Annotated in this window: 17 protein-coding genes and 1 rRNA gene; 10 read left to right on the forward strand and 8 right to left on the reverse strand. The window is 66.0% G+C overall.

Annotated elements, in window-relative coordinates:
• The first annotated feature begins 3 nt into the window (after nt 1–3).
• Nucleotides 4–117: ribosomal RNA gene (rrf, locus tag BKG60_RS24110) — 5S ribosomal RNA — on the forward strand.
• 103 nt (nt 118–220) lie between these two features.
• Here rrf and BKG60_RS24115 read toward each other — a convergent pair.
• Nucleotides 221–718, reverse strand: a complete 498-nt coding sequence (locus tag BKG60_RS24115) for a methylated-DNA--[protein]-cysteine S-methyltransferase (protein ID WP_070945167.1) — start codon at nt 716–718, stop codon at nt 221–223.
• Complete coding sequence (locus BKG60_RS24120; RefSeq protein ID WP_070945189.1) at nt 715–2205, reverse strand: DNA-3-methyladenine glycosylase 2 family protein; 1491 nt, start codon at nt 2203–2205, stop codon at nt 715–717. The genes BKG60_RS24115 and BKG60_RS24120 overlap by 4 nt, the downstream gene beginning before the upstream one ends.
• Before the next feature lie 87 nt (nt 2206–2292).
• On the opposite strand from BKG60_RS24120, the gene glsA reads away from it, so the two are divergent.
• A complete protein-coding gene (gene glsA, locus BKG60_RS24125) occupies nt 2293–3576 on the forward strand; it encodes a glutaminase A (RefSeq protein ID WP_070945166.1) in 1284 nt (427 codons plus the stop codon).
• Here glsA and BKG60_RS24130 read toward each other — a convergent pair.
• A complete protein-coding gene (locus BKG60_RS24130; RefSeq protein ID WP_070945165.1) occupies nt 3573–5177 on the reverse strand; it encodes an adenylate/guanylate cyclase domain-containing protein in 1605 nt (534 codons plus the stop codon). The two genes, glsA and BKG60_RS24130, sit on opposite strands and share 4 nt — an antisense overlap.
• Before the next feature lie 74 nt (nt 5178–5251).
• Entirely contained in the window at nt 5252–6700 is a 1449-nt protein-coding gene (locus BKG60_RS24135) for an RNA-guided endonuclease InsQ/TnpB family protein (RefSeq protein ID WP_070945164.1), read from the reverse strand.
• A gap of 81 nt (nt 6701–6781) precedes the next feature.
• Between BKG60_RS24135 and nucS the strand changes: the two genes are divergently transcribed.
• Entirely contained in the window at nt 6782–7453 is a 672-nt protein-coding gene (gene nucS, locus BKG60_RS24140) for an endonuclease NucS (protein ID WP_070188293.1), read from the forward strand.
• Entirely contained in the window at nt 7453–7734 is a 282-nt protein-coding gene (locus tag BKG60_RS24145) for a hypothetical protein (protein WP_070945163.1), read from the forward strand. The genes nucS and BKG60_RS24145 overlap by 1 nt, the downstream gene beginning before the upstream one ends.
• Nucleotides 7735–7738: 4 nt before the next feature.
• Here BKG60_RS24145 and mce read toward each other — a convergent pair whose 3' ends face one another.
• A complete protein-coding gene (gene mce, locus BKG60_RS24150; protein ID WP_070188291.1) occupies nt 7739–8212 on the reverse strand; it encodes a methylmalonyl-CoA epimerase in 474 nt (157 codons plus the stop codon).
• 82 nt (nt 8213–8294) lie between these two features.
• Between mce and BKG60_RS24155 the strand changes: the two genes are divergently transcribed.
• The 3 genes from BKG60_RS24155 (at nt 8295) to BKG60_RS24165 (ending at nt 10846) form a co-directional block, all read left to right on the forward strand.
• Nucleotides 8295–9473 carry an acetyl-CoA C-acetyltransferase gene (locus tag BKG60_RS24155; protein WP_070945162.1) on the forward strand — a complete coding sequence of 393 codons (1179 nt, stop codon included), beginning with the start codon at nt 8295–8297 and terminating at the stop codon, nt 9471–9473.
• 61 nt (nt 9474–9534) lie between these two features.
• Entirely contained in the window at nt 9535–9930 is a 396-nt protein-coding gene (locus BKG60_RS24160) for a DUF3817 domain-containing protein (RefSeq protein ID WP_070945161.1), read from the forward strand.
• Between the two features lie 13 nt (nt 9931–9943).
• Nucleotides 9944–10846 (forward strand): tetratricopeptide repeat protein, encoded by a 903-nt coding sequence (locus BKG60_RS24165; protein ID WP_070945160.1) that lies wholly within the window; start codon nt 9944–9946, stop codon nt 10844–10846.
• Between the two features lie 32 nt (nt 10847–10878).
• On the opposite strand, the gene glgB is transcribed toward BKG60_RS24165, so the two are convergent.
• Together glgB and BKG60_RS24175 are read right to left on the reverse strand one after the other, a co-directional pair.
• Nucleotides 10879–13086: a 1,4-alpha-glucan branching protein GlgB gene (glgB, locus tag BKG60_RS24170; protein WP_070945188.1), complete on the reverse strand. Its 2208-nt coding sequence runs from the start codon at nt 13084–13086 to the stop codon at nt 10879–10881.
• 7 nt (nt 13087–13093) lie between these two features.
• Nucleotides 13094–15190, reverse strand: a complete 2097-nt coding sequence (locus BKG60_RS24175; RefSeq protein ID WP_070945159.1) for an alpha-1,4-glucan--maltose-1-phosphate maltosyltransferase — start codon at nt 15188–15190, stop codon at nt 13094–13096.
• 180 nt (nt 15191–15370) lie between these two features.
• Here BKG60_RS24175 and BKG60_RS24180 point away from each other — a divergent pair, with 180 nt between their 5' ends.
• The 3 genes from BKG60_RS24180 to BKG60_RS24190 all read left to right on the forward strand — a co-directional run bounded on the left by BKG60_RS24180 (nt 15371) and on the right by BKG60_RS24190 (nt 19639).
• Complete coding sequence (locus BKG60_RS24180) at nt 15371–17992, forward strand: glycosyltransferase family 1 protein (RefSeq protein WP_070945158.1); 2622 nt, start codon at nt 15371–15373, stop codon at nt 17990–17992.
• On the forward strand, nt 17989–18837 hold the full coding sequence (locus BKG60_RS24185) for a Vgb family protein (protein ID WP_070945157.1): 849 nt from the start codon (nt 17989–17991) through the stop codon (nt 18835–18837). Before BKG60_RS24180 ends, BKG60_RS24185 begins: the two co-directional genes overlap by 4 nt.
• A gap of 76 nt (nt 18838–18913) precedes the next feature.
• The gene (locus tag BKG60_RS24190) at nt 18914–19639 is read left to right on the forward strand and encodes an MspA family porin (protein ID WP_239252471.1); all 726 of its coding nucleotides are present in this window, start codon (nt 18914–18916) and stop codon (nt 19637–19639) included.
• 11 nt (nt 19640–19650) lie between these two features.
• Here the strand turns inward: BKG60_RS24190 and BKG60_RS24195 are convergent, their stop codons facing one another.
• A complete protein-coding gene (locus BKG60_RS24195; RefSeq protein WP_070945156.1) occupies nt 19651–21093 on the reverse strand; it encodes a neutral zinc metallopeptidase in 1443 nt (480 codons plus the stop codon).
• Nucleotides 21094–21181: the final 88 nt, after the last annotated feature.

Genomic DNA, 21181 nt, shown 5'->3' on the forward strand with positions numbered 1-21181 from the left:
AGTTACGGCGGTCCATAGCGGCAGGGAAACGCCCGGTCCCATCCCGAACCCGGAAGCTAAGCCTGCCAGCGCCGATGATACTACCCACACGGGTGGAAAAGTAGGACACCGCCGAACACAAATTAAGTCCCGAGCCCTCCAATTTCGATTGGAGGGCTCGGGCATTTTTGTATGTATGGACGTTCCCAATTCCGATGGCGAATCGCGAAACGCCCGTCGTTCAATTGAAAAGGGCCGGGGTGGTTCGGCTTTTCTCCAATTCCAACAACGCTCGCTTGCGGTCCAGGCCGCCGCCGTACCCGGTGAGGCTGCCATTCGCGCCGATCACCCGATGGCACGGGACGATGATGCCGATCGGGTTGTGCCCGTTGGCCAGACCGACTGCTCGGAATGCGCTCGGCGAACCGATCTGCCGGGCAATCTCGCCGTATGAGCAGGTTTGTCCGTAAGGAATGGCCTGCAGCGCTTGCCACACCCGGCGCTGAAATTGCGTGCCCATCATGTCGAGCTCGAGGTCGAACTCGGTGCGGTCGCCGGCAAAATATTCCGAGAGCTGCTCGACGGCTTCGGGGAATGCGTTGTCGTCGACTTCCCACCCCTGGCGACTCGGCTCATAGGTCTGATCGACCATCCGTAGGTGCATGAGCTTTCCGTCCCGGCCGGCCAGTGTCAGGAGACCGACCGGGCTGTCCATGGTGCGGTAATGCAGTGTCGTCATGACTTCTCCTGTCGATCGTGCGGGGGCCACTGGTTCACCGCGTGGTCCAGTGTGGTCCACAGGTGTTGTGTCGCATACGCGCGCCACGGACGCCAACGGGCGCTGTGTTCGACCAACCCGTCAGGGGCGAGGCCGAGGTGTTCGGCGGCCGCGCGGACCCCGAGATCGGTGTCGGGGAAGGCATCTGGATCCCCGAGCCCCCTCATGGCGATCACCTCGGTCGTCCATGGACCCACCCCGGGTAAGGCGAGCAACTGCTCGCGAGCCCGATCCCAGTCGCATCCGGGGTCGAGGGTCAGATCTCCGGTTGCGATCGCGGACACCAACGCGACGACGGTGCGCTTCCTGGATGCCGGCATCGCCAGACCATCGGGATCGAGACCGGCGAGCTCGGCTGCGCTCGGAAATACCTGGGTCAGACCTCCGGCGTCGTCGGAGATCGCGGTTCCGTAGCGGGCGACGAGACGACCGACGTGCGTGGCGGCCGCCTTGATCGAGACCTGCTGCCCGATCACCACCCTGAGTGCGAGCTCGGATTCATCGACGGTGCGTGGAATGCGTTGCCCGGGCGCCTTGGCCACCACAGCCGCCAGTCGGGGGTCGTCTTGGAGTGCTTCCACCACAGCTTCCGGATCGGCGTCGAGGTCCAACAGGCGCCGGCACCGGGCGATCGCGGCCGCGAGATCGCGGAAGTCGTCGAGCACCAACTGGCAGCGGACATGATCGGGCTGTGGCGTCAGGCCCACCACGCCGTACCCATGTGGCAGCCGCAAGGTGCGCCGGTACTGACCGTCGCGAACCTCCTCAAGTCCTGGCACCGCGCTGGCCGCCAGATGCCCGAACATCCCTTCGTACGCGAACGGGGTGCGCACCGGCAGCCGCAGTGACAGGACGCCGGGAGTGGAGGCATCTGAGGAAAACCGGGAGCGCGCCCGCTGCCGCAGCTGAGTCGGGGTCAGATCGCACACCGCACGGACGGTGTCGTTGAACTGCCTGATGCTGGCGAAGCCCGCGGCGAATGCGACATCGGCGAACGGCAATTCGGTGGTCTCGATCAAGACCCGGGCGGTCTGGGCGCGTTGCGCCCGCGCCAGCGCCAGGGGATTGGCACCGAGCTCCGCCTGCAGGATGCGCTGCAACTGCCGGCTGGTGTAACCCACCCGGGCGGCCAGGCCGGTCACGCCTTCGCGGTCCACGGTGCCATCGGCGATCAGCCGCATGCATCGAGCCACGATGTCGCCGCGCACATTCCATTCCGGGGAGCCCGGTGATGCGTCCGGACGGCACCGCTTGCAGGCCCGGAAGCCGGCTGCCTGCGCGGCAGCAGCGGTCGGGTAGAAACGCATGTTGCGGGCGAACGGAGGGCGCACCGGGCAGCTGGGGCGGCAGTAGATGCCCGTGGTGAGCACGGCGGTGACGAACCAGCCGTCGAACCGTGCATCCTTGGACTGGACTGCCCGGTAGCAGCGGTCGAAATCCTCGTGCATGCGCTCCACGATGGCACGGGTTCCGCCGCTGCACTAGCGGAAAAACGACATCGTCGTGGGATGGTGCCCGCGGTTAGACTCCGACACGTGGCCGAGCTGGTGCAGCACTACCTGGACCGGATCCGTGCCGAGCAGATCGACCTGCGCGACGGCACCTTGGCAAGCTACATACCTGAGCTGGCCAATGCCGATCCCGAGGGCTTCGGGCTGAGTTTGTCTTCCTCGGACGGCTATGTCTACGAATCAGGCGATGCTGCAGTCGAATTCACCATTCAGTCGATCTCCAAGCCTTTCACCTATGCCCTGGCGCTGAGCCGGATCGGTCAGGATGCGGTCGATGCCAGGATCGGCGTCGAACCCTCCGGTGAGGCGTTCAACGAAATCAGCGTCGACAACGTCACCAAGACGCCGAAAAACCCGATGATCAACGCCGGTGCGATTGCAGCGGTTTCGCTGATACCCGGAGCAGGTCCCGACGAGCGGTTCGACCGGATCCACGAGTTCTACTCGGCATGTGCGGGCCGACGGCTCGAGGTCGACTTGGATGTGTACGCCTCGGAGAAGGCAACCGGCAATCGCAATCGGGCGATCGCCTACATGTTGGCCAGTTTCGGTGTGCTGGACGGTGATCCGGACGAGGTTCTGGACGTGTACTTCCGCCAGTGTTCGGTCAAGGTGACCAGCACCGACCTGGCCCGGATGGCTGCCACGTTGGCCCGGGGCGGGCTCAATCCTTTGACCGGCAGACGGGTGATCGACGCAAACGTGGTTCGCCGCACGCTCAGTGTGATGGTGACCTGCGGAATGTACGACGCAACGGGCGATTGGGTCAGCGCTGTCGGCATGCCCGCCAAGAGCGGTGTCGGCGGCGGCATCGTGGCGGTCCTGCCCGGCCAACTCGGCATCGGTGTCTACTCACCGCGGCTGGATTCCCGTGGCAACAGCGTGCGCGGGGTGCAGGTGTGCCTCAACCTTTCCTCGCAGTTGGGGCTCCATTTCCTCACCGTCGGTCGTGAGTCGTCGTCGACGCTGCGGGCCGTGTTCGATGTCCATCCTGGTGTCCGCGTCTACGAGGTTCAGGGTGACCTGCTGTTCGCCGGGGCTGAGCAGGTGCTGCGGAGTGCCGAGCACGAGCGTGGCGAGTACGACGTCGCCGTGCTCGACGTCACCCGCGTCGACGACATCAACGACGCTGCCCGCGGCATGCTGACCGGACTGCGGGCCGTCCTGACCGCGGCGGGCAAGGAGGCCTACCTCGTCGACCCCGATGGCCGCGTGGTACCGCCCGACCGGCGTGACGACTACGACGCCGTGGTGTTCCGCACCGTCGCCGACGCAGTGGACGCAGCGCGGCAGTGGGGCGCCGGCTAGGCCGGCACCGCGACCCGGGTCGGCTCGCCGAGACCGCGCAGCATCACCGATTCGCCCAGTGACCAACGGGCCCGCTCGGTTTCGGACGCGTTGGCGATGGTGTCCGACGACGCCACCAGGTGCCCGGGCACCTGCTTGGAGAAATCGCACAGCCGGGCGGCCTCGTTGACCGGCTCTCCGATCACGGTGTACTCGAAGCGCTGTTTGGCACCGACGTTTCCGGCCACCACCTGGCCGGCCGCGACCCCGATGCCTGCCTCGAGCTCGGGCACCTCGGTACGAAGCCGACGCGCGACCGCCCGGGCGGCGCCGAGCGCCTCGTCCTCGGCGTTGGGCAGTGAGGCGGGCGCACCGAACACGGCCAGTATCGCGTCACCTTCGAACTTGTTGACCAGGCCCCGGTGGTTGTCGACCTCGTCGACGATCACCGCGAAAAAGCGGTTGAGCAGATCGACCACCTCGACCGCGGGCCGCGTGGTGACCAACTGAGTCGAGCCGATCACGTCGACGAAAATCACTGCGGCGTGGCGTTCCTCGCCGCCAAGGACGGGCTTCTCCTGCTCGGCGAGTGCGGCGACCTCGCGGCCGACGTGGCGGCCGAACAGATCGCGAACCCGCTCGCGCTCACGCAGGCCGTGCACCATCGAGTTGAATCCGCGTTGCAGCTGGCCCAATTCAGTGCCGTCGAACACCACCAGGTTGGTATCCAGATCACCCTGCTCGACGCGATTGAGGGCGGCACGCACCACTCGAATCGGAGTTGCGGTCAGATAGGACAGGATCCACATCAGCAGGAAGCCGAAGACCAACGCGAACGAGCCGAGACCGATGACGGCGTAAGCGAATTGGGTCGGAGTCAGGTTGTTGAGCGTTACGGCGAACATCGCGGCCAGCATGATTCCGAGGATGGGAACACCCGAGCTCAGGGCCCACACCACCATGGTGCGCCCCATGATGCCCGGAGCCAGCCGGACCGGCGGCGGGCCTGCCTCCAGTGCTTGGGCGGCGACCGGCCGCAGTGCGAACTCGGTGAACAGGTGACAGCTGACCGACACCACGATGCCGGGAAAAGTGATGCCCAGCAGGAACTTCGGGATGTAGTTGGTGTCGACCAACCCGAAGAGCGTGGTCAGTAGGGCGGCGCCGAGCCCCCATAGGACCAGCAGCACGCGGGTGAGCCGGAACGGCGCGAAGAACGTGTTCCGCTGATCCGCGATGGTGGGTGGTCGTTCCTCGATCGCCCAGCGTACGTTGTCGATCACCCGGGTCGTCGCCCAGAACACCCCGACGATCAACGCCGAGGCCATGTAGATGGGGCCCACGATGAAGGTGATCCAGCGGACCTGCGGATCGAACACGCTCGGTGTCGGGAACAACAGAGTGACGATGATCATCGAGATGCCGATGCCGAGCAGGTTCACGAAGACTACGAACGTCGTGAGGATGACCTGGATGCGCACTCTGCGCCGGCGCTGGCTCTCCGATACGCGGCCCAACATCCACGATCCGTATTCCGGGGTGATCGGGATCCGGCTGTTCTGGCGGGTGACACCCTCAAGGACGCGGCCCAGCCGTCGTGCCAGCGATTTGTCGGAGTTCATTGTGGCGTCAGCCTAAAGCGTGGCGAACAACTCTGGAGAATGTTCGACACCGCCCTTCTCGGGCGTCCGTCGGTTCAGACCGCGCGTGGGGGCTGAACGTCCGTTCCCGTTTCATCCGGGCTGGTTTCACCAATACGCGATGAGTACTGGTCAGCGCCTTCCCGTCGGCGGGCATTGGTTGCCCGGCCCCTTCGCTTGGGGGTCCGGGGATCTGGTGAGGGGTGATGGTTTTGTCCCCAAAGGGCGAGGTTTACGGCCGCATTGGTGTCGCGGTCGGCGACGTATCCGCAATCGCAGGTGAACACTCGATCGGCTAATGTCATCGTGGCGTTTACAGCCGTGCAAGCCGAGCAGCGTTTAGTCGATGGATACCATCGATCCGCCTGAACAATGTCGCCGCTACGCCAGGCTTGTTTGTACTTCAACAGCCTGGCGAACTCGGTCCAGCTCGCATCGGCTATCGCGCCAGCGAGTCGATGGTTGGCCATCATGCCTGTCACGTTCAAGTCCTCGATGACGAGTCGGTCGTGAGCCTTGACCAGCGCGTTGGTGACATCGTGTAGGAAATGGCGTCGGACGTTGGCGACGTGGTGGTGATGTCGGCCCAGTTTGGTTGCGGCGTCCTTCCGGTTCCGTGATCCTTTCTGCTTGCGTGACAACGATTTCGCGAGCCGTCGTTGCTTGACCATCCCTTTGGCCAGCGCTTTAGGGGCCGCGGCAATTCGAGCTACCTCCTTGCCGTCTGCAGTGGCGGCGACTACAAACGCCGACAATCCCCGGTCGAGGCCGACCCACCCTGTGTCGTCGGCCGGATCTCGCGCCGGATGGTGCTGACCCGGGTGCAGGTCGACTGCCTCCACGTTCATCGACACCCACCACCGGCCGCGCCGACATGTGAGGGTCGCGAACAGAATCTTGGCTCGGTTGTTCGTGAGCATGCGTCTCAACCGGCGAGTGTCGTCGAACACTCCGATCTGCCCGATACCGGGCAGAGTGATGGAGCGTGGCCGATTGCACTCTCCTACTCGGATTGGCGGCAGCTGGCCCTTGGGGCGGTTGTTTCGTAGCCGAAACGACGGCACCGTATTGGTCTTCTTTTTGAACTGTGGAAACCCAATGTGCTTACCGCTGCGCTGATCAGATTGCGAATCCGACCAAGCCTTCAGCCCCTTACCCAGGTCGACAGCGGCTTCTTCGAAGACCTGCTGGCGCACCTCGGTCCGCCACGACAGTCCGGTCACCAACGTGGCAGCAACGCCATCGTTACCAACAGCGAAGATCCGTCCGGCTTCCTCGGACCGCTTCCACGAATTGAAGGAGTTGATCAAATCGAAACCGGTCCACGGCACCTCGGTGTCACGGCCGGCGTCGCGTTGGGTGAGTGCGGTTTTGACGATACGCAGACACTGGTTGAACGCGAATCGCGATGCACCGGCGTGTCTGGACATCAGGCTGTGCTGCTCAACCGTGGGGTCCAGACAGAATCGGAACGTGGTATGCCGGGTCATCTCAGCGGTGAGCATTGCACGCACCACCGACAAGTTGGGCAGGCACGCAGTGACGCATCGGTTAGTACGTCCGGGGATGGCCCTAAGGTGGTTCGAGTGCGCCTCGTGATTGCCCAGTGCACCGTCGACTATGTGGGGCGGCTGACCGCCCACCTGCCTTCGGCCCGCAGGCTGTTGTTGTTCAAGTCCGACGGTTCGGTCAGCGTCCATGCCGACGATCGCGCCTACAAGCCGCTGAATTGGATGAGTCCGCCCTGCTGGCTCACCGAGGATGACGGCGATGGTGTGCCGGTGTGGGTGGTCGAGAACAAGGCCGGCGAACAGTTGCGCATCACGGTCGAAGATGTCGAGCACGACTCCAGCCATGAGCTCGGCGTCGATCCCGGCTTGGTGAAGGACGGCGTGGAGGCGCACCTGCAAGTCCTGCTGGCCGAGCACGTCGAGCTCCTGGGCGCCGGCTACACCTTGGTGCGCCGCGAGTACCCGACCGCGATCGGTCCGGTGGATCTGATGTGCCGCGACGAGCTCGGCCGTTCGGTGGCTGTCGAGATCAAACGCCGCGGGGAGATCGACGGCGTCGAACAGCTGACGCGCTATCTCGAACTGCTGAACCGCGATACCGTGCTCGCTCCGGTGACGGGCGTGTTTGCCGCCCAACAGATCAAGCCGCAGGCCCGAACCCTCGCCACTGACCGTGGAATCCGCTGCGTGACATTGGATTACGACCAGATGCGGGGTATGGACAGCGACGAGTACCGGCTGTTCTGATGCGTCGTCGGCCCCGTGAACACCGCCGGTTGGCGCCGCTGCCGCCGACGCGCCGAATCGAGACGGGCCCGGACGGATACGACTACGAAGTGCGAACAGTCGCCGCGTCGCGTGCGGTGAAGGTCTATCGGTGCCCCGGCTGCGACCACGAGATCCGTGTGGCCACAGCGCACGTGGTGGTACTTCCGATCGACGTCGGCGACATCGAAGACCGCAGACACTGGCACACCGCCTGCTGGGCGAACCGGGCCAACCGTCGTCCGACGAGAAAGTGGTCCTGAGCGGTCAGTGCTCGTCTGCGGACGGTTCCACCAGCTCGATCAGCACGCCGCCGGCGTCCTTGGGGTGGATGAAGTTGATGCGTGAGTTCGCGGTGCCCTTGCGGGGAGCCTCGTAGAGCAGCCGAACGCCTTGGCTGCGCAGACGCTCACTCAGCGCGTCGATGTCGCTGGTCCGGTACGCCAGCTGCTGCAGGCCGGGGCCGCTGCGATCGATGAACTTGGCAATCGTCGACTTCTCGTCCAACGGAGCCAGAAGTTGGATCTGTGCGCTGCCCTTGGCGGCGCCGCGCACCGAGAGCATCGCCTCGCGGACACCCTGCTCCTCGTTGATCTCCTCGTGGAGGACGATCATGCCGAGGTTGTCGTGGTACCACTTTGCGGCGGCATCCAGATCGGGGACGGCGATACCGACGTGATCGATTGCCGTCACCAGTGCGGAAGCGAGCGCGGGACGGGCATCAACCTGATCGGCGGTCATAACGCAACGGTAACCTTTCCTTGAACGTTCGCGTATGTGTGATGGGCCACACACACTTATCGAGTACCCACTGGAGGTAGGAATGACAACGTCGGTGATCGTTGCTGGAGCGCGTACTCCGGTGGGCAGGCTGATGGGTTCGCTCAAAGACTTCTCGGGCAGTGACCTGGGCGCAATCGCGATCCGCGGGGCGCTGGAGAAGGCGAAGGTCGACGCTTCGCTGGTGGATTACGTGATCATGGGCCAGGTGCTGACCGCAGGCGCCGGTCAGATGCCCGCTCGTCAGTCCGCGGTAGCCGCAGGCATCCCCTGGGATGTCCCCGCGCTGAGCATCAACAAGATGTGCCTTTCGGGCATCGATGCGATCGCGCTGGCCGACCAGCTCATCCGGGCCGGCGAGTTCGAGGTCGTGGTGGCCGGTGGTCAGGAGTCGATGAGCCAGGCGCCGCACCTGCTGCCCAAGAGCCGCGAGGGCTACAAGTACGGCGATGCCACGCTGGTCGATCACCTGGCCTACGACGGCCTGCACGACGTGTTCACCGACCAGCCGATGGGTGCGCTCACCGAGCAGCGCAACGACACCGACAAGTTCACCCGCGCCGAGCAGGACGAGTTCGCTGCCCAATCGCATCAGAAGGCCGCCGCGGCATGGAAGGACGGGGTGTACGCCGACGAGGTGGTGCCGGTGTCGATCCCGCAGCGCAAGGGCGACCCGATCGAGTTCGCCGAGGACGAGGGCATCCGCGCCAACACCACGGCCGAGTCGCTGGGTGGTCTGCGTCCGGCCTTCCGCAAGGACGGCTCGATCACCGCCGGTTCGTCGTCGCAGATTTCTGATGGTGCGGCCGCGGTCGTGGTGATGAGCAAGGCCAAGGCGCAGGAGCTGGGGCTGGACTGGTTGTGTGAGATCGGTGCGCACGGTGTGGTGGCCGGGCCGGATTCGACGCTGCAGAGCCAGCCGGCCAACGCGATCAAGAAGGCGGTCGAGCGCGAGGGCATCAGCGTCGATCAGTTGGACGTCCTCGAGATCAACGAGGCGTTCGCTGCGGTGTCGCTGGCCTCGACCAAGGAGCTGGGTGTCGACCCGGCGAAGGTGAACGTCAACGGCGGCGCCATCGCCATCGGGCACCCGATCGGCATGTCGGGCGCCCGCATCACGCTGCACGCGGCGCTGGAGCTGGCCCGCAAGGGCTCCGGCTACGCGGTGGCCGCGCTCTGTGGCGCCGGTGGCCAGGGTGATGCGCTGATCCTGCGTCGCTGACAGCTAATCGGAGGGCGGCCAAAACGACGCTGTGTAGTAGCTGACGGTCCGCTGCGGCACAATGGCGGTCATGACACGCTCCTTCGACCCGCGCACGGTTGCCGGCTGGTTCCGGCTCATCGCTCTTGCCGAGGCGGTGAGCTGGGCCGGCCTGCTGGTCGGCATGTACTACAAGTACCTGGGCAGTCCGCGTACCGAAATCGGGGTCAAGGTGTTCGGGCCGATCCACGGCGGCATCTTCATCGCCTTCGTGGTGGCTGCCCTGCTGGTCGGATTCGCCCGCAAGTGGGGCCTCGGCACCTGGATCCTGGCTTTGCTGGCCAGCATCGTGCCATTGGGCAGTGTGATCTTCGTCATGTGGGCTGATCGGACGGCCCGATTGGGTTCGGGCCCGGAGGCGGCCGGTGCTCCGGTGCTGGTGACGCAACCGGGCGGCGCGGTGCCCGAAACGACGTGACAGACTTGGTGACGTGACTCGTCCACGACCTTCTGTCGGGCCGGCGCTGGCCGGCGCGGTTGACCTCTCGGCACTCAAACAACGGCCTGCGGCGGGCGGCGACAGCCCCAGCCCGGCCGGCGGCCCGAACGCCACCGAGGTCAACGAAGCGAACTTCGAAGCCGAAGTACTGGTCCGTTCGGGCCAGGTACCGGTGGTGGTGCTGCTGTGGTCCCCGCGCAGCGATTCCAGTGCCGCGCTGGGGGACACCTTGGCGGGCCTGGCAGCGGCCGACAACGGCAAGTGGTCGTTGGCCCTGGTCAATGTCGACACCACCCCGCGGGTGGCGCAGATGTTCGGCATCCAGGGCGTGCCGACCGTCGTGGCGCTCGCCGGAGGGCAGCCGATCGCCAGCTTCCAGGGCTCGCAACCAGCCGACGAACTTCGGCGCTGGGTCGATTCGCTGCTGCAGGCCACCGCAGGCAAGCTGACCGGATCCGGTGCCGGTGACGATGAGCCGGAGCAGGTCGATCCCGAGCTGGCAGCGGCCAGGACGCACTTGGACAACGGCGACTTCGCCGAGGCAGCGGCCGCCTATCAGGCGATTCTCGATGCTCAGCCCAACCACGCAGAGGCCAAGGGCGCAGTGCGACAGATCGCCTTCCTGCAGAGGGCGAGCGCGCAGCGTCCCGACGCGGTGGCCGCGGCCGACGCCGCCCCCGACGACATCGAGGCGGCATTCGCCGCCGCCGACGCCGACATCCTGGCCCAGAACGTGTCTGCGGCGTTTGATCGGCTGATCGCGTTGATCAAGCGCACCGCAGGCGACGACCGGACCAAGGTGCGGACCCGGCTCGTCGAGCTGTTCGAGCTGTTCGACCCGGCCGATCCCGAGGTGATCGCGGGCCGGCGCAACCTGGCCAACGCGCTGTACTGATTTCCGGCCGTTTTCCCGCCCAGCGAAAAAACTCAGACGGGCTCGAACCACAGCATCGCCAGCGGCGGCAGCACCATCACCGCCGAGGCCGGGCGGCCGTGCCATGGCTCCTCGGTGGCCTGGACCGCGCCCATGTTCCCGATGCCCGCACCGTTGTAGATCGTGGCGTCGGTGTTGAGCACCTCGCGCCACTCGCCGGCGTGCGGTAGGCCGAGCCGGTACTCGCTGTGCTCGCTGCCGGCGAAATTGACCACGCAGGCCAGCACGGATCCGTCCGCGCCGAACCGCAGGAAGCTCAGCACGTTGTTGGCCGAATCGTTCGCGTCGATCCAGGAGTAGCCCTCCGGGCTGGTGTCGCGGTTCCACAGCGCCGGGTGGCGGCGGTAGATCCCGTTGAGATCGCGCACCAGCCTCTGCACGCCCCCGGAGAAACCCTGCTCGTCGAGTTGGAACCAATCGAGCCCGCGTTCCTCTGACCATTCGGCCCGCTGGCCGAATTCCTGGCCCATGAACAACAACTGCTTGCCCGGGTGCGCCCACTGGTATGCGAGCAGGCTGCGCAATCCGGAGGCCTTGGCATGATCGTCACCGGGCATCCTGGTCCACAACGTGCCCTTGCCGTGCACCACCTCGTCGTGGCTGATCGGCAGGACGTAGTTCTCGCTGAACGCGTACAGCATCGAGAACGTCATCTCGTGGTGGTGATAACTGCGGTGTACCGGATCATGGCTGACGTAGTCGAGCGTGTCGTTCATCCAGCCCATGTTCCATTTCATCGAGAAGCCAAGGCCGCCAAGGTTGGTCGGGCGGGTGACACCGGGCCAGGAGGTCGACTCCTCGGCGATGGTGACGATGCCCGGGGTCACCTTGTGGACGGTGGCATTCATCTCCTGAAGGAACTGCACCGCCTCCAGATTCTCCCGGCCGCCATGGATGTTGGGCGTCCAGCCGCCCTCGGGGCGGGAGTAGTCCAGATAGAGCATCGAGGCGACGGCATCCACCCGCAGGCCGTCGACGTGATACTCCTTGAGCCAGTACAGCGCGTTGGCAACCAGGAAGTTGCGTACTTCGGGCCGGCCGAAGTCGAAAACGTAAGTGCCCCAGTCGAGCTGTTCGCCGCGGCGGGGATCGGAATGCTCGTAGAGCGCAGTGCCGTCGAACCGCCCCAGTGCCCAGGCGTCTTTGGGGAAGTGCGCCGGCACCCAGTCGACGATCACTCCGATGCCGGCCCGGTGCAGCGTATCCACCAGGAACCGGAAGTCGTCAGGGTCGCCCAATCGCGACGTCGGGGCGTAGTACGAGGTGACCTGATAGCCCCACGAACCGCCGAACGGGTGCTCGGCGACCGGCAGCAGTTCGACATGGGTGAAGCCTTGTTCCACAACGTATTCGGTCAGCTCCGTCGCCAGCTGCCGGTAGCTGAGCCCCGGGCGCCAGGACATCAGGTGCACCTCGTAGGTGCTCATCGGTTCGAATACCGGGTTCTGCGTGGCCCGCCGGGTCATCCACTCACCATCGTTCCAGGTGTAGGAGCTGGTGGTGACCCGGGATGCGGTCTGCGGTGGTACCTCGGTGGCGAAGGCCATCGGATCGGCGCGGTCGGCGGTCACGCCGCCGGCGCCATGTACGCGGAACTTGTACAGGCCGCCGACCGGGAACCCCGGCCAGAACAGTTCCCAGACCCCAGAGGACCCCATCACGCGCATCTGCGCCTCGTTGCCGTCCCAGTGGTTGAAGTCGCCGATCACACTGACACCCTTGGCGTTCGGCGCCCACACGGCGAACGAGACGCCTTCGACGATCCCGTCAGGGGTGGTGAAGCTGCGCGGGTGCGCGCCCAGAATCTCCCAGAGGCGTTCGTGGCGGCCCTCGGCGAACAGGTGCAGATCCAGTTCGCCGAGCGTGGGCAGGAACCGGTAGGCGTCGGCGGTGGTATGGGTGAAGAGGGTGTCGTCGGCGCCGGGATAGCTGATCTCCAAGCGGTAGTCCGCCAGGTTGGTGAACGGAACGGCCACCGCGAAGAGCCCGGAATCGATGTGCTGCAGGGGGTGTCTATCTCCACCGATCACCGCCACGACTTTGGCGGCGTGTGGGCGGAAGGCGCGGATCACGGTTTTGCCGCCGTACTCGTGGGCGCCGAGCACCGAATGCGGGTCATGGTGCTGACCGACCAGCAATCGCTGGATGTCGGTGGGGTCGGGCCGCAGATGTAGGTCGGTGAGGTGGTTGCTTCTTGTCATCTCGTTCTCATTCCCTGCGTAGCAAGCCCAGTCGTTGCTCATAGGGTACGAGCGGCATGTTCAACACATGCGCCACCGCCTTGGCGGGATCGATGCGGACGTAATTCGTCTGCCCCCATTGGTATTCCTCGCCGGTGATCTCGTCACGTACCCAGAACCGGTCATGTGATTCCATACCCAGAGCCTCCATGTTCAACCACAGGGTGGCTTCCTCCGGGCCGAACGGGTTGAGAGTGACCACCACGAGTACGGCGTCGCCGGTGATCGGGTCGAACTTGCTGTAGGCGAGCAGCGCGTCGTTGTCCACGTGGTGGAAGGTGAGCGTACGCAGCTGGCGCAAGGCCGGGTGCAGGCGTCGGATCTCGTTGAGCCGGGTCACGAATGGCTCAAGGGAACGGCCCTCGGCCAGTGCGCCGGCGAAGTCTCGCGGCCGCAGCTCGTACTTCTCGGAGTCCAGGTATTCCTCGCTGCCCTCGCGGACGGCCCGGTGCTCGAACAGTTCGAAGCCGGAGTACATGCCCCACGATGGGCTCATGGTGGCGGCCAGTACCGCACGGATCGCGAACATGCCGGGGCCCCCGTGCTGCAGCGACTCGTGCAGGATGTCGGGCGTGTTCACCCACAGGCTGGGCCGTGCACTGTCGGCGTTCGCGGTGATCTCGTTGCCGAATTCGGTGAGCTCCCACTTGTTGGTGCGCCAGGTGAAGTACGTGTAGGACTGGGTGAAACCACGTTTGGCCAGGCCGTAAAGCCGCGCCGGCCGGGTGAACGCCTCGGACAGGAACAGTACGTCCGGATCCTCGTTCTTGATCTCGGCGATCAGCCAGACCCAGAAGTTGGGTGGTTTGGTGTGCGGATTGTCGACACGGAAGACCTTGACGCCGTGAGAGATCCAGTACCGAACCACACGTAGCACCTCGTGATACAGCCCGGCGGGGTCGTTGTCGAAGTTGAGCGGATAGATGTCCTGGTATTTCTTCGGCGGGTTCTCCGCATAGGCGATGGTGCCGTCGGGTAGCACGGTGAACCACTCCGGATGAGCTGCGGCCCAAGGATGGTCGGGTGCGCACTGCAGCGCCAGATCCAGCGCCACCTCGACGCCCTGCTGGCGGGCGGCGGCCACGAACGCATCGAAGTCGTCGATCGTTCCCAGCGCGGGGTGCACGGCGTCGTGGCCACCCTCGTCGCTGCCGATCGCCCACGGCGACCCCACGTCGTCCGGTGCGGCGGTCACGGCGTTGTTGCGGCCTTTGCGGTGCACCTTGCCGATGGGGTGGATGGGCGGCAGGTAGACGATGTTGAAACCCATGCGGGCGATCCGGGGGAGTTGCTCGGCGGCGGTGCCGAACGTGCCGTGCACTGGATGACCGGCCTTGTCCCGGCCGCCGGTGGACCGCGGAAACATTTCGTACCACGAGGAGAACCGGGCCAGTGGCCGGTCCACCCAGACGCCGTATTGCTCACCGCGGGTGACCAACTCGCGCAACGGGTACTGGTCGAGGAGTTCGGTGACCTCCTCGGACAGCGCCGCCCCGGCACGCAGGAACGGGTCGCCGGGGGTGCGTAGCGTCGCAGCGGCCTCGATCAGGGGGTCGCGCAGTTTGCGGGGCACGCCGGCGGCGGCGCGCTCGATGAGGCGCGCGCCGACCAGCAGGTCGTTGGACAGCTCGGCCTCGCTCTGGCCGGCGCCCAGCTTGGCCTCGACCGCGTGGCGCCAGGTGGCCAGCGGATCGCCCCAGCCGTCGACCCGGTAGGTCCAGAGTCCGACGCTGTCGGGTGTGAACTGGCCATGGAAGACGTCTGGAGTGTTCCCGGTGGACATGGGCAGGGCCTGCGGTTTGATGCGCTGTGAAGGACGCACCGCAGCATTGGCCGGCAACACGGTGTCGATCGGTACGGGAGCCGTTGCGGTGCCGGGACCGGTGGCCAGCCGCGGGTAGTCCACACCGAGGTAGCGCACCACCAAGGTGGCCGCAACCGCGTCATGTCCCTCGCGCCAAACCGTGGCCCGGACCGGCACGACCTCGCCGACGACGGCTTTTGCCGGGAACTGTCCACCGAACACCACAGGCGCGACGTCGTCGATTCCGATCCGACCGGCCACCCATCCACTCCTCACGTCGCCTCGATCAAGCGGCTGTCTCTCGTTCACTTGCCTTGTCGCGTCTGATACCCACCGTAATGGGCTGCCCAATCTCGCGGGTGTTAAGCGCGACCTCAACGCCGTCTGAACGGATACCGCTCACCGGTGCATGAACCGGAATTGTCAGTAAGGTTGGTTCGCGTGAAAGCCCTCAGAAGGTTCACCGTCCGCGCGCACCTTCCCGAGCGGTTGGCGGCGCTGGAACGGCTGTCGATCAACCTGCGCTGGTCGTGGCACAAACCGACCCAGGATTTGTTTGCTGTCGTCGATGCCGAGCTGTGGGAGCAGACCAACGGGGACCCGGTGGCCCTGCTGGGGGCGGTCAGCCCGCAACGGCTCGACGAACTCGCCGGTGATCGATCGTTCCTGGTGCGGCTCGATGAGCTGACTGCGGACCTGGACACCTATCTGAGCCGTCCGTTGTGGTACCAGCAGCAGATCAGCGACGGAGTCGAGATGCCCAAAGGCATCGCGTATTTCTCGATGGAGTTCGGCGTCGCGGAGGTGCTGCCGAACTATTCGGGCGGTCTGGGCATCCTGGCCGGTGACCACCTGAAGTCCGCTTCGGATCTGGGCCTGCCGTTGATCGCCGTGGGCCTGTACTACCGCTCGGGTTACTTCCGGCAGTCGCTGACCGCTGACGGTTGGCAGCATGAGACCTATCCGGCGCTGGACCCGCAGGGGTTGCCGTTGCGGCTGCTCACCGATTCCTCGGGGGCACCGGTGCTGGTGGCGCTGGCGCTGCCCGATGCCCGCGAGCTGCGGGCCCGGGTGTGGGTGGCGCAGGTGGGCAGGGTCCCGCTATTGCTCCTCGACTCCGATGTCCCGGAGAACGAGCACGAGCTGCGCGGTGTCACCGATCGGCTCTACGGCGGCGATCAGGAGCACCGCATCAAGCAGGAGATCCTGGCCGGTATCGGCGGCGTGCGTGCGATCCGGGCCTTTACCGAGATCGAGAACCTGCACGCCCCTGAGGTATTCCACATGAACGAGGGCCACGCCGGTTTCCTGGGCGTGGAACGCATCCGCGAATTGGTCGCTGCCGGGCTGGACTTCGACACCGCGCTGACCGTGGTGCGGTCGTCGACGGTGTTCACCACCCACACCCCGGTCCCGGCCGGCATCGACCGGTTCCCGGTCGAGATGATCAGGCGTTACTTCGGCAGCCCGCCCGATGAGCGCTCGCGCGAAGAGCATCGATGGAGCGGGCCGCCCGACTCCCGCCTGCTGCCGGGTGTGCCGCTGGAACGGGTGGTCGCGTTCGGTGCCGAGGATGACCCATCGAAGTTCAACATGGCGCACATGGGTCTGCGGCTGGCACAGCGGGCCAATGGGGTTTCCTTGTTGCACGGTCGCGTCAGCCGGGCGATGTTCAATGATCTGTGGCCGGGATTCGACCAGGCCGAGGTGCCGATCGGTTCGATCACCAATGGCGTGCACGCGCCGACCTGGGCGGCCCCGCAGTGGTTGGCCCTGGGCCGTGAGCTGATCGGTTCGGAGGCAGCGGAACCGGCGGTGTGGCAGCGGCTGCAGGAGGTCGAACCTGCGCACATGTGGTGGATCCGCTCCCAGCTGCGGGAGACGTTGATCGCCGATGTGCGTGACCGGTTGCGTTGCTCCTGGCTGGAACGCGGTGCGTCCGAGGCCGAGCTGGGCTGGATCGCAACGGCTTTCGATCCGTCGGTGCTGACTGTCGGGTTTGCGCGACGGGTGCCGACGTACAAGCGGCTGACGCTGATGCTGCGTGACCCGGAACGGCTGGAGAAGCTGTTGCTCGACGAGAAGCGGCCGGTGCAGTTGATCGTGGCGGGCAAGTCGCACCCGGCTGACGACGGCGGCAAGGCGCTCATCCAGCAGATCGTGCGATTCGCCGACCGGCCGGAGGTGCGGCACCGGATCGCGTTCCTGCCGGACTACGACATGTCGATGGCCCGGTTGCTGTACTGGGGTTGCGACGTCTGGCTCAACAATCCGCTGAGGCCGTTGGAGGCCTGCGGCACGTCGGGAATGAAGAGTGCGCTCAACGGCGGGCTCAACCTCTCGATCCGGGACGGCTGGTGGGACGAGTGGTATGACGGCGAGAACGGATGGGAGATCCCGACCGCCGACGGCGTCGATGACGAGGCACGTCGCGACGACCTGGAGGCCGCCGCGCTCTATGACCTCCTCGAGAACGCCGTCACCCCGAAGTTCTACGAGCGCGACGAGCACGGGGTGCCCACCCGGTGGGTCGAGATGGTGCGTCACACGTTGCAAGTGCTCGGGCCGAAGGTACTGGCCTCGCGCATGGTGCGGGACTACACCGAGAAGTACTACCTGCCGGCCGCACAGTCGTTGCGCGAGACCGTCGAGGCCACCTCGGGCGAACCGTTCGGCGCGGCCCAGGAATTGGCCGATTACCGCAGGCGGGTCCAGGAGGCGTGGCCGAAGATCCAGATCACCGATGTGGACAGCTACGGGCTGCCCGACACGCCTCTGCTGGGGTCACAGCTGACGCTGACCGCCACGGTGCAATTGGGCGGACTGCTGCCCGATGAGGTCACGGTGCAGGCGGTGCTGGGCCGAGTGGACGCCAGGGACGTGATCCTCGATCCGGTGACGGTGCCGATGGCCCACACCGGTTCGGCGGACGGCGGGACCGAGGTGTTCTCCACCGCCACACCGCTTCCGGCGGCCGGGCCGGTGGGCTACACCGTCCGGGTGCTGCCGCACCACCGGTTGCTGACCGCCGACAACGAGCTCGGCCTGGTGGCACTGGCTTGAGTAAGGCGCTCAAAGTACGGCTCGACGGCGGACCGTACGCGCTGGCCGCCGGAAGCGACGGCGCGATGTGGGTGACCCTGGTGCACGGTGGCGGCGTCGCGCGGGTTTCGGCCACCGGGGAGGTCCGCACCTACTCGGTCGGGGAAGGTTCGCGCCCGTCGATCATCGCGGCAGGACCGGACGGGGCACTGTGGTTCACCCGGTCCGGCGACGATCGGATCGGCCGGATCACCACGGCGGGGGAGCTGAGTTCCTACGAGTTGCACAGTGGTAGTGCGCCTTTCGGTATCACCCCCGGTCCCGACGGTGCGTTGTGGTTCACCACGATGTCGTCCGGTGAGATCGGCAGGATCGATACCGACGGTGAGATCACCACAGTGGCCACCGTCGGCGGAATGCCGTCGATGATCACCCGGGGGCCTGACGACGCGTTGTGGTTCACACTCAACGAGTCCGGCGCGGTAGGCCGGCTGACCGTTGACGGAACCCTCAAGACGCGCGAATTACCCACTGCCGCAGCTGGTCCCGTCGGCATCGCGGCCACCCATGACGATGCCGTGTGGTTCACCGAGATTCGCGCCGACAAGATCGGCCGGATCCCGGTCGACGACGCCATCCAGGAGCTGGACCTACCGGGTAAACCACATGCGGTGGTCGCCGATCCCACCGACGGGGTGTGGGTCAGCCTGTGGGGTGCCGATCAGGTCGCCCGGATCAGCGGCGACGGGGACGTGGTGACCATCGACTTGCCCGCCGGCAGCGAACCGCACGGTCTGGCCATCGGTCCCGACGGCGCTTGCTGGGTGGCCCTGGAGTGTGGATTCGTCCTGAAAATGCCCACCTGAGTGCCGGGCGGCTCTGAGGGTCGGGTAAGTAGATAGGCGATACGTTCCCGCGGGGAACCGTAACGGGAGGCCGCCTGTGTTGATTCGCTCCTTGGGATTGCTCGCCGCCGTGTCGGTAGCCGGCGCGGCCTCGGTGACACCGGCCTGGGGCGACCCCATCGTGGCGCCGGAGGTCGAGGTCGTCGCCGATATGGCGCCCGCCCCGGGGGAGCCGGCCGCCGACCTCGTCGAGTCGACCCCACCCGCCCATCTGACGACCCCGGATGGCTGGCACCTGACCGTGTCGGCCAGTGACGAGACGCAGGCCGCGGTACCACCGTTGACCACCGCCATCTCGTCTCGCGAGTACGTGGTCGGCGGCACCTACCGCGGTTCGATGACCGGGCCGGACAGCGGTGAGGATCTGCGCGGCACGCTGGAGGCCGGCTACCAGATCGGTTGCGGTATCGACATGAGCACCTCCAACGGCGTCGCGCTGACCGGCACCGCAGGGCTCAACAGTTCGATCGGCATCCTCGGTACCGATGCGATCTCACCCTGGCCGGAGGGCATCCTGCCGGGCGTCGGCGCCAACATCGGCGGCGGCATCACGATCGGTCTCAAACCGGGCATCATCAACCTGATCCGGGTTACCGAGAAGGAATTCAAGGGCACCGAGCCGTGGGTGATGATCAGCAACTTCCGGGTGAAGATCGACGGCTGCGTCGGGCAGTCGTTCATTCGGTCATACGCCGTGCTGACCCGGTCGACCGATCAGTCCGAGGCGGTGCTGGCCTGGTACGGCACCACGAAGGTGGTCTGAGCCGGCGGTTCTCAGGCGAATCGCTTGAGGCAGCGCTGCTCGTCACCCAGAATGCCGACGCGGAAGGCGTCGATGCGGGCGAAACCGGAGGGCACCGACTCGCCGTTGACGTCACTGGCTGCCAAACCGTTGGTGAGGATGCCCGAGACCGCCTCGTCGACGTCGCCTGCGGTGAGCAGGATGGTGTCTCCGTTGGGCAGGTTCACGGGCTTGATCATCTTGGCGGTGGCCACCCCGGTCAGGCAGGCGGTGCGCAGCGCCGCCTCGGCATTGTCGAGCACCAGGCCGCGGGCGTGCTGCAGGGCCAGCACGTAACGCGAGATCAGCACCGAGAAGGCGGTGTTGTCGCCGCCGGCCAGGTCGCCGACATCGACCTCGTCGGACGGTGCTGCAAGAGCTTGTAGTTCAGCCAGGTCGATCACGATGGTGTTGGTGTCCGGGCAGTAGGACGCCGGCGGGCTCGGCCGTGCGCTCGGACATTCCACCGCGACGTCGGGTCGGAAGTTGAGCCGCGGGGGATCGGCGGGCCTGAAGACGGTGTTGAGCGCATCCACCATCGAGCGCACCCAGCGCTCGGTGATGTCCAGATCGCCGCTCTGGTCCTCGGGCAGCAAGACCGGTAGTTCGCCGCGCCGCTGGCTGATCTCTTTGACGTCGATAGCGGCACAGGCCGCCGGACCGTCGGTGAAGCCGAACTGGAACGCCGAGATCCGTTCGAACGCCGATCCGTGCTCATCGATACCGACCTGGGCCTCGGCCTCGGTCAGCAGCGGATCCCGGAACGCGATCACCGCGGCCAGCAGATTGTTGAGCCCGTCGGCGGTACTGAGCGTGAACCGCGCGGAATCGCCCTGGGCCACCCACCGCATGTAGCTGCCTGCCAGGCAGTCGGCCTGCTGCTCGGCGACCAGTGTCGGCGTCTTGCGGTCGATCAGTCCCGCCTGTTGCTGGATCGCATGCCCGTACTCGTGCGCGAGCACCATGACGGCGCCCATCTCGCCATTCTGTTGACGCAGACCAGGTATCAGCACGCCCCGGTCCCAGCCGATGGTCCGATCCGGTTTGCAGAACGCGGCATTGACCAGACCGTAGGTCTGCATTCCGCAGAACCGTCCATCGAAACTGTCGGCATCCCAGGAGATCAGCGCGCGCACCGGTTGGAACTGGCCTTCGAACGCCTCGGGATAGGCGTCCGACCAGAACTCCTCGAGATCGCTGACGGCGCTGGCCGCAAGATTGTCGTCCTTACCGCCGTCGGTGTCGTCGACCCGGCGCGACGGCGGCTGGGCGTCGGGACGCAGCCCGCTGGAACCGTCGGTCGCAGGCATGCCGGCGACCGAGAATGGATCGGCGAACACCGACACCGCCGCACCGTCGACCAGCGACGAGCATGACGCCATCGGCAACACCGCGCACACCGCCAACGCTATGCCGATCTTGGTGCGTCGGCTCATCCTCGCTGCCTTCCGGTGCACTCTGGCGGCCAACTGTCCGCGCGGTTATGCCGCACACATTAGTTAACTCTGCGGGCGTCGGGTGCGA

The organism is Mycobacterium syngnathidarum, assembly GCF_001942625.1.
GTDB lineage: Bacteria > Actinomycetota > Actinomycetes > Mycobacteriales > Mycobacteriaceae > Mycobacterium > Mycobacterium syngnathidarum.

Coding starts and splice junctions, on each gene's coding strand:
- BKG60_RS24115 (WP_070945167.1), bottom strand. CDS start 718: ATGACGACACTGCATTACCGCACCATGGACAGCCCGGTCGGTCTCCTG.
- BKG60_RS24120 (WP_070945189.1), bottom strand. CDS start 2,205: ATGCACGAGGATTTCGACCGCTGCTACCGGGCAGTCCAGTCCAAGGAT.
- BKG60_RS24130 (WP_070945165.1), bottom strand. CDS start 5,177: ATGAACTCCGACAAATCGCTGGCACGACGGCTGGGCCGCGTCCTTGAG.
- BKG60_RS24135 (WP_070945164.1), bottom strand. CDS start 6,700: ATGCTCACCGCTGAGATGACCCGGCATACCACGTTCCGATTCTGTCTG.
- BKG60_RS24145 (WP_070945163.1), top strand. CDS start 7,453: ATGCGTCGTCGGCCCCGTGAACACCGCCGGTTGGCGCCGCTGCCGCCG.
- mce (WP_070188291.1), bottom strand. CDS start 8,212: ATGACCGCCGATCAGGTTGATGCCCGTCCCGCGCTCGCTTCCGCACTG.
- BKG60_RS24155 (WP_070945162.1), top strand. CDS start 8,295: ATGACAACGTCGGTGATCGTTGCTGGAGCGCGTACTCCGGTGGGCAGG.
- BKG60_RS24160 (WP_070945161.1), top strand. CDS start 9,535: ATGGCGGTCATGACACGCTCCTTCGACCCGCGCACGGTTGCCGGCTGG.
- glgB (WP_070945188.1), bottom strand. CDS start 13,086: ATGACAAGAAGCAACCACCTCACCGACCTACATCTGCGGCCCGACCCC.
- BKG60_RS24195 (WP_070945156.1), bottom strand. CDS start 21,093: ATGAGCCGACGCACCAAGATCGGCATAGCGTTGGCGGTGTGCGCGGTG.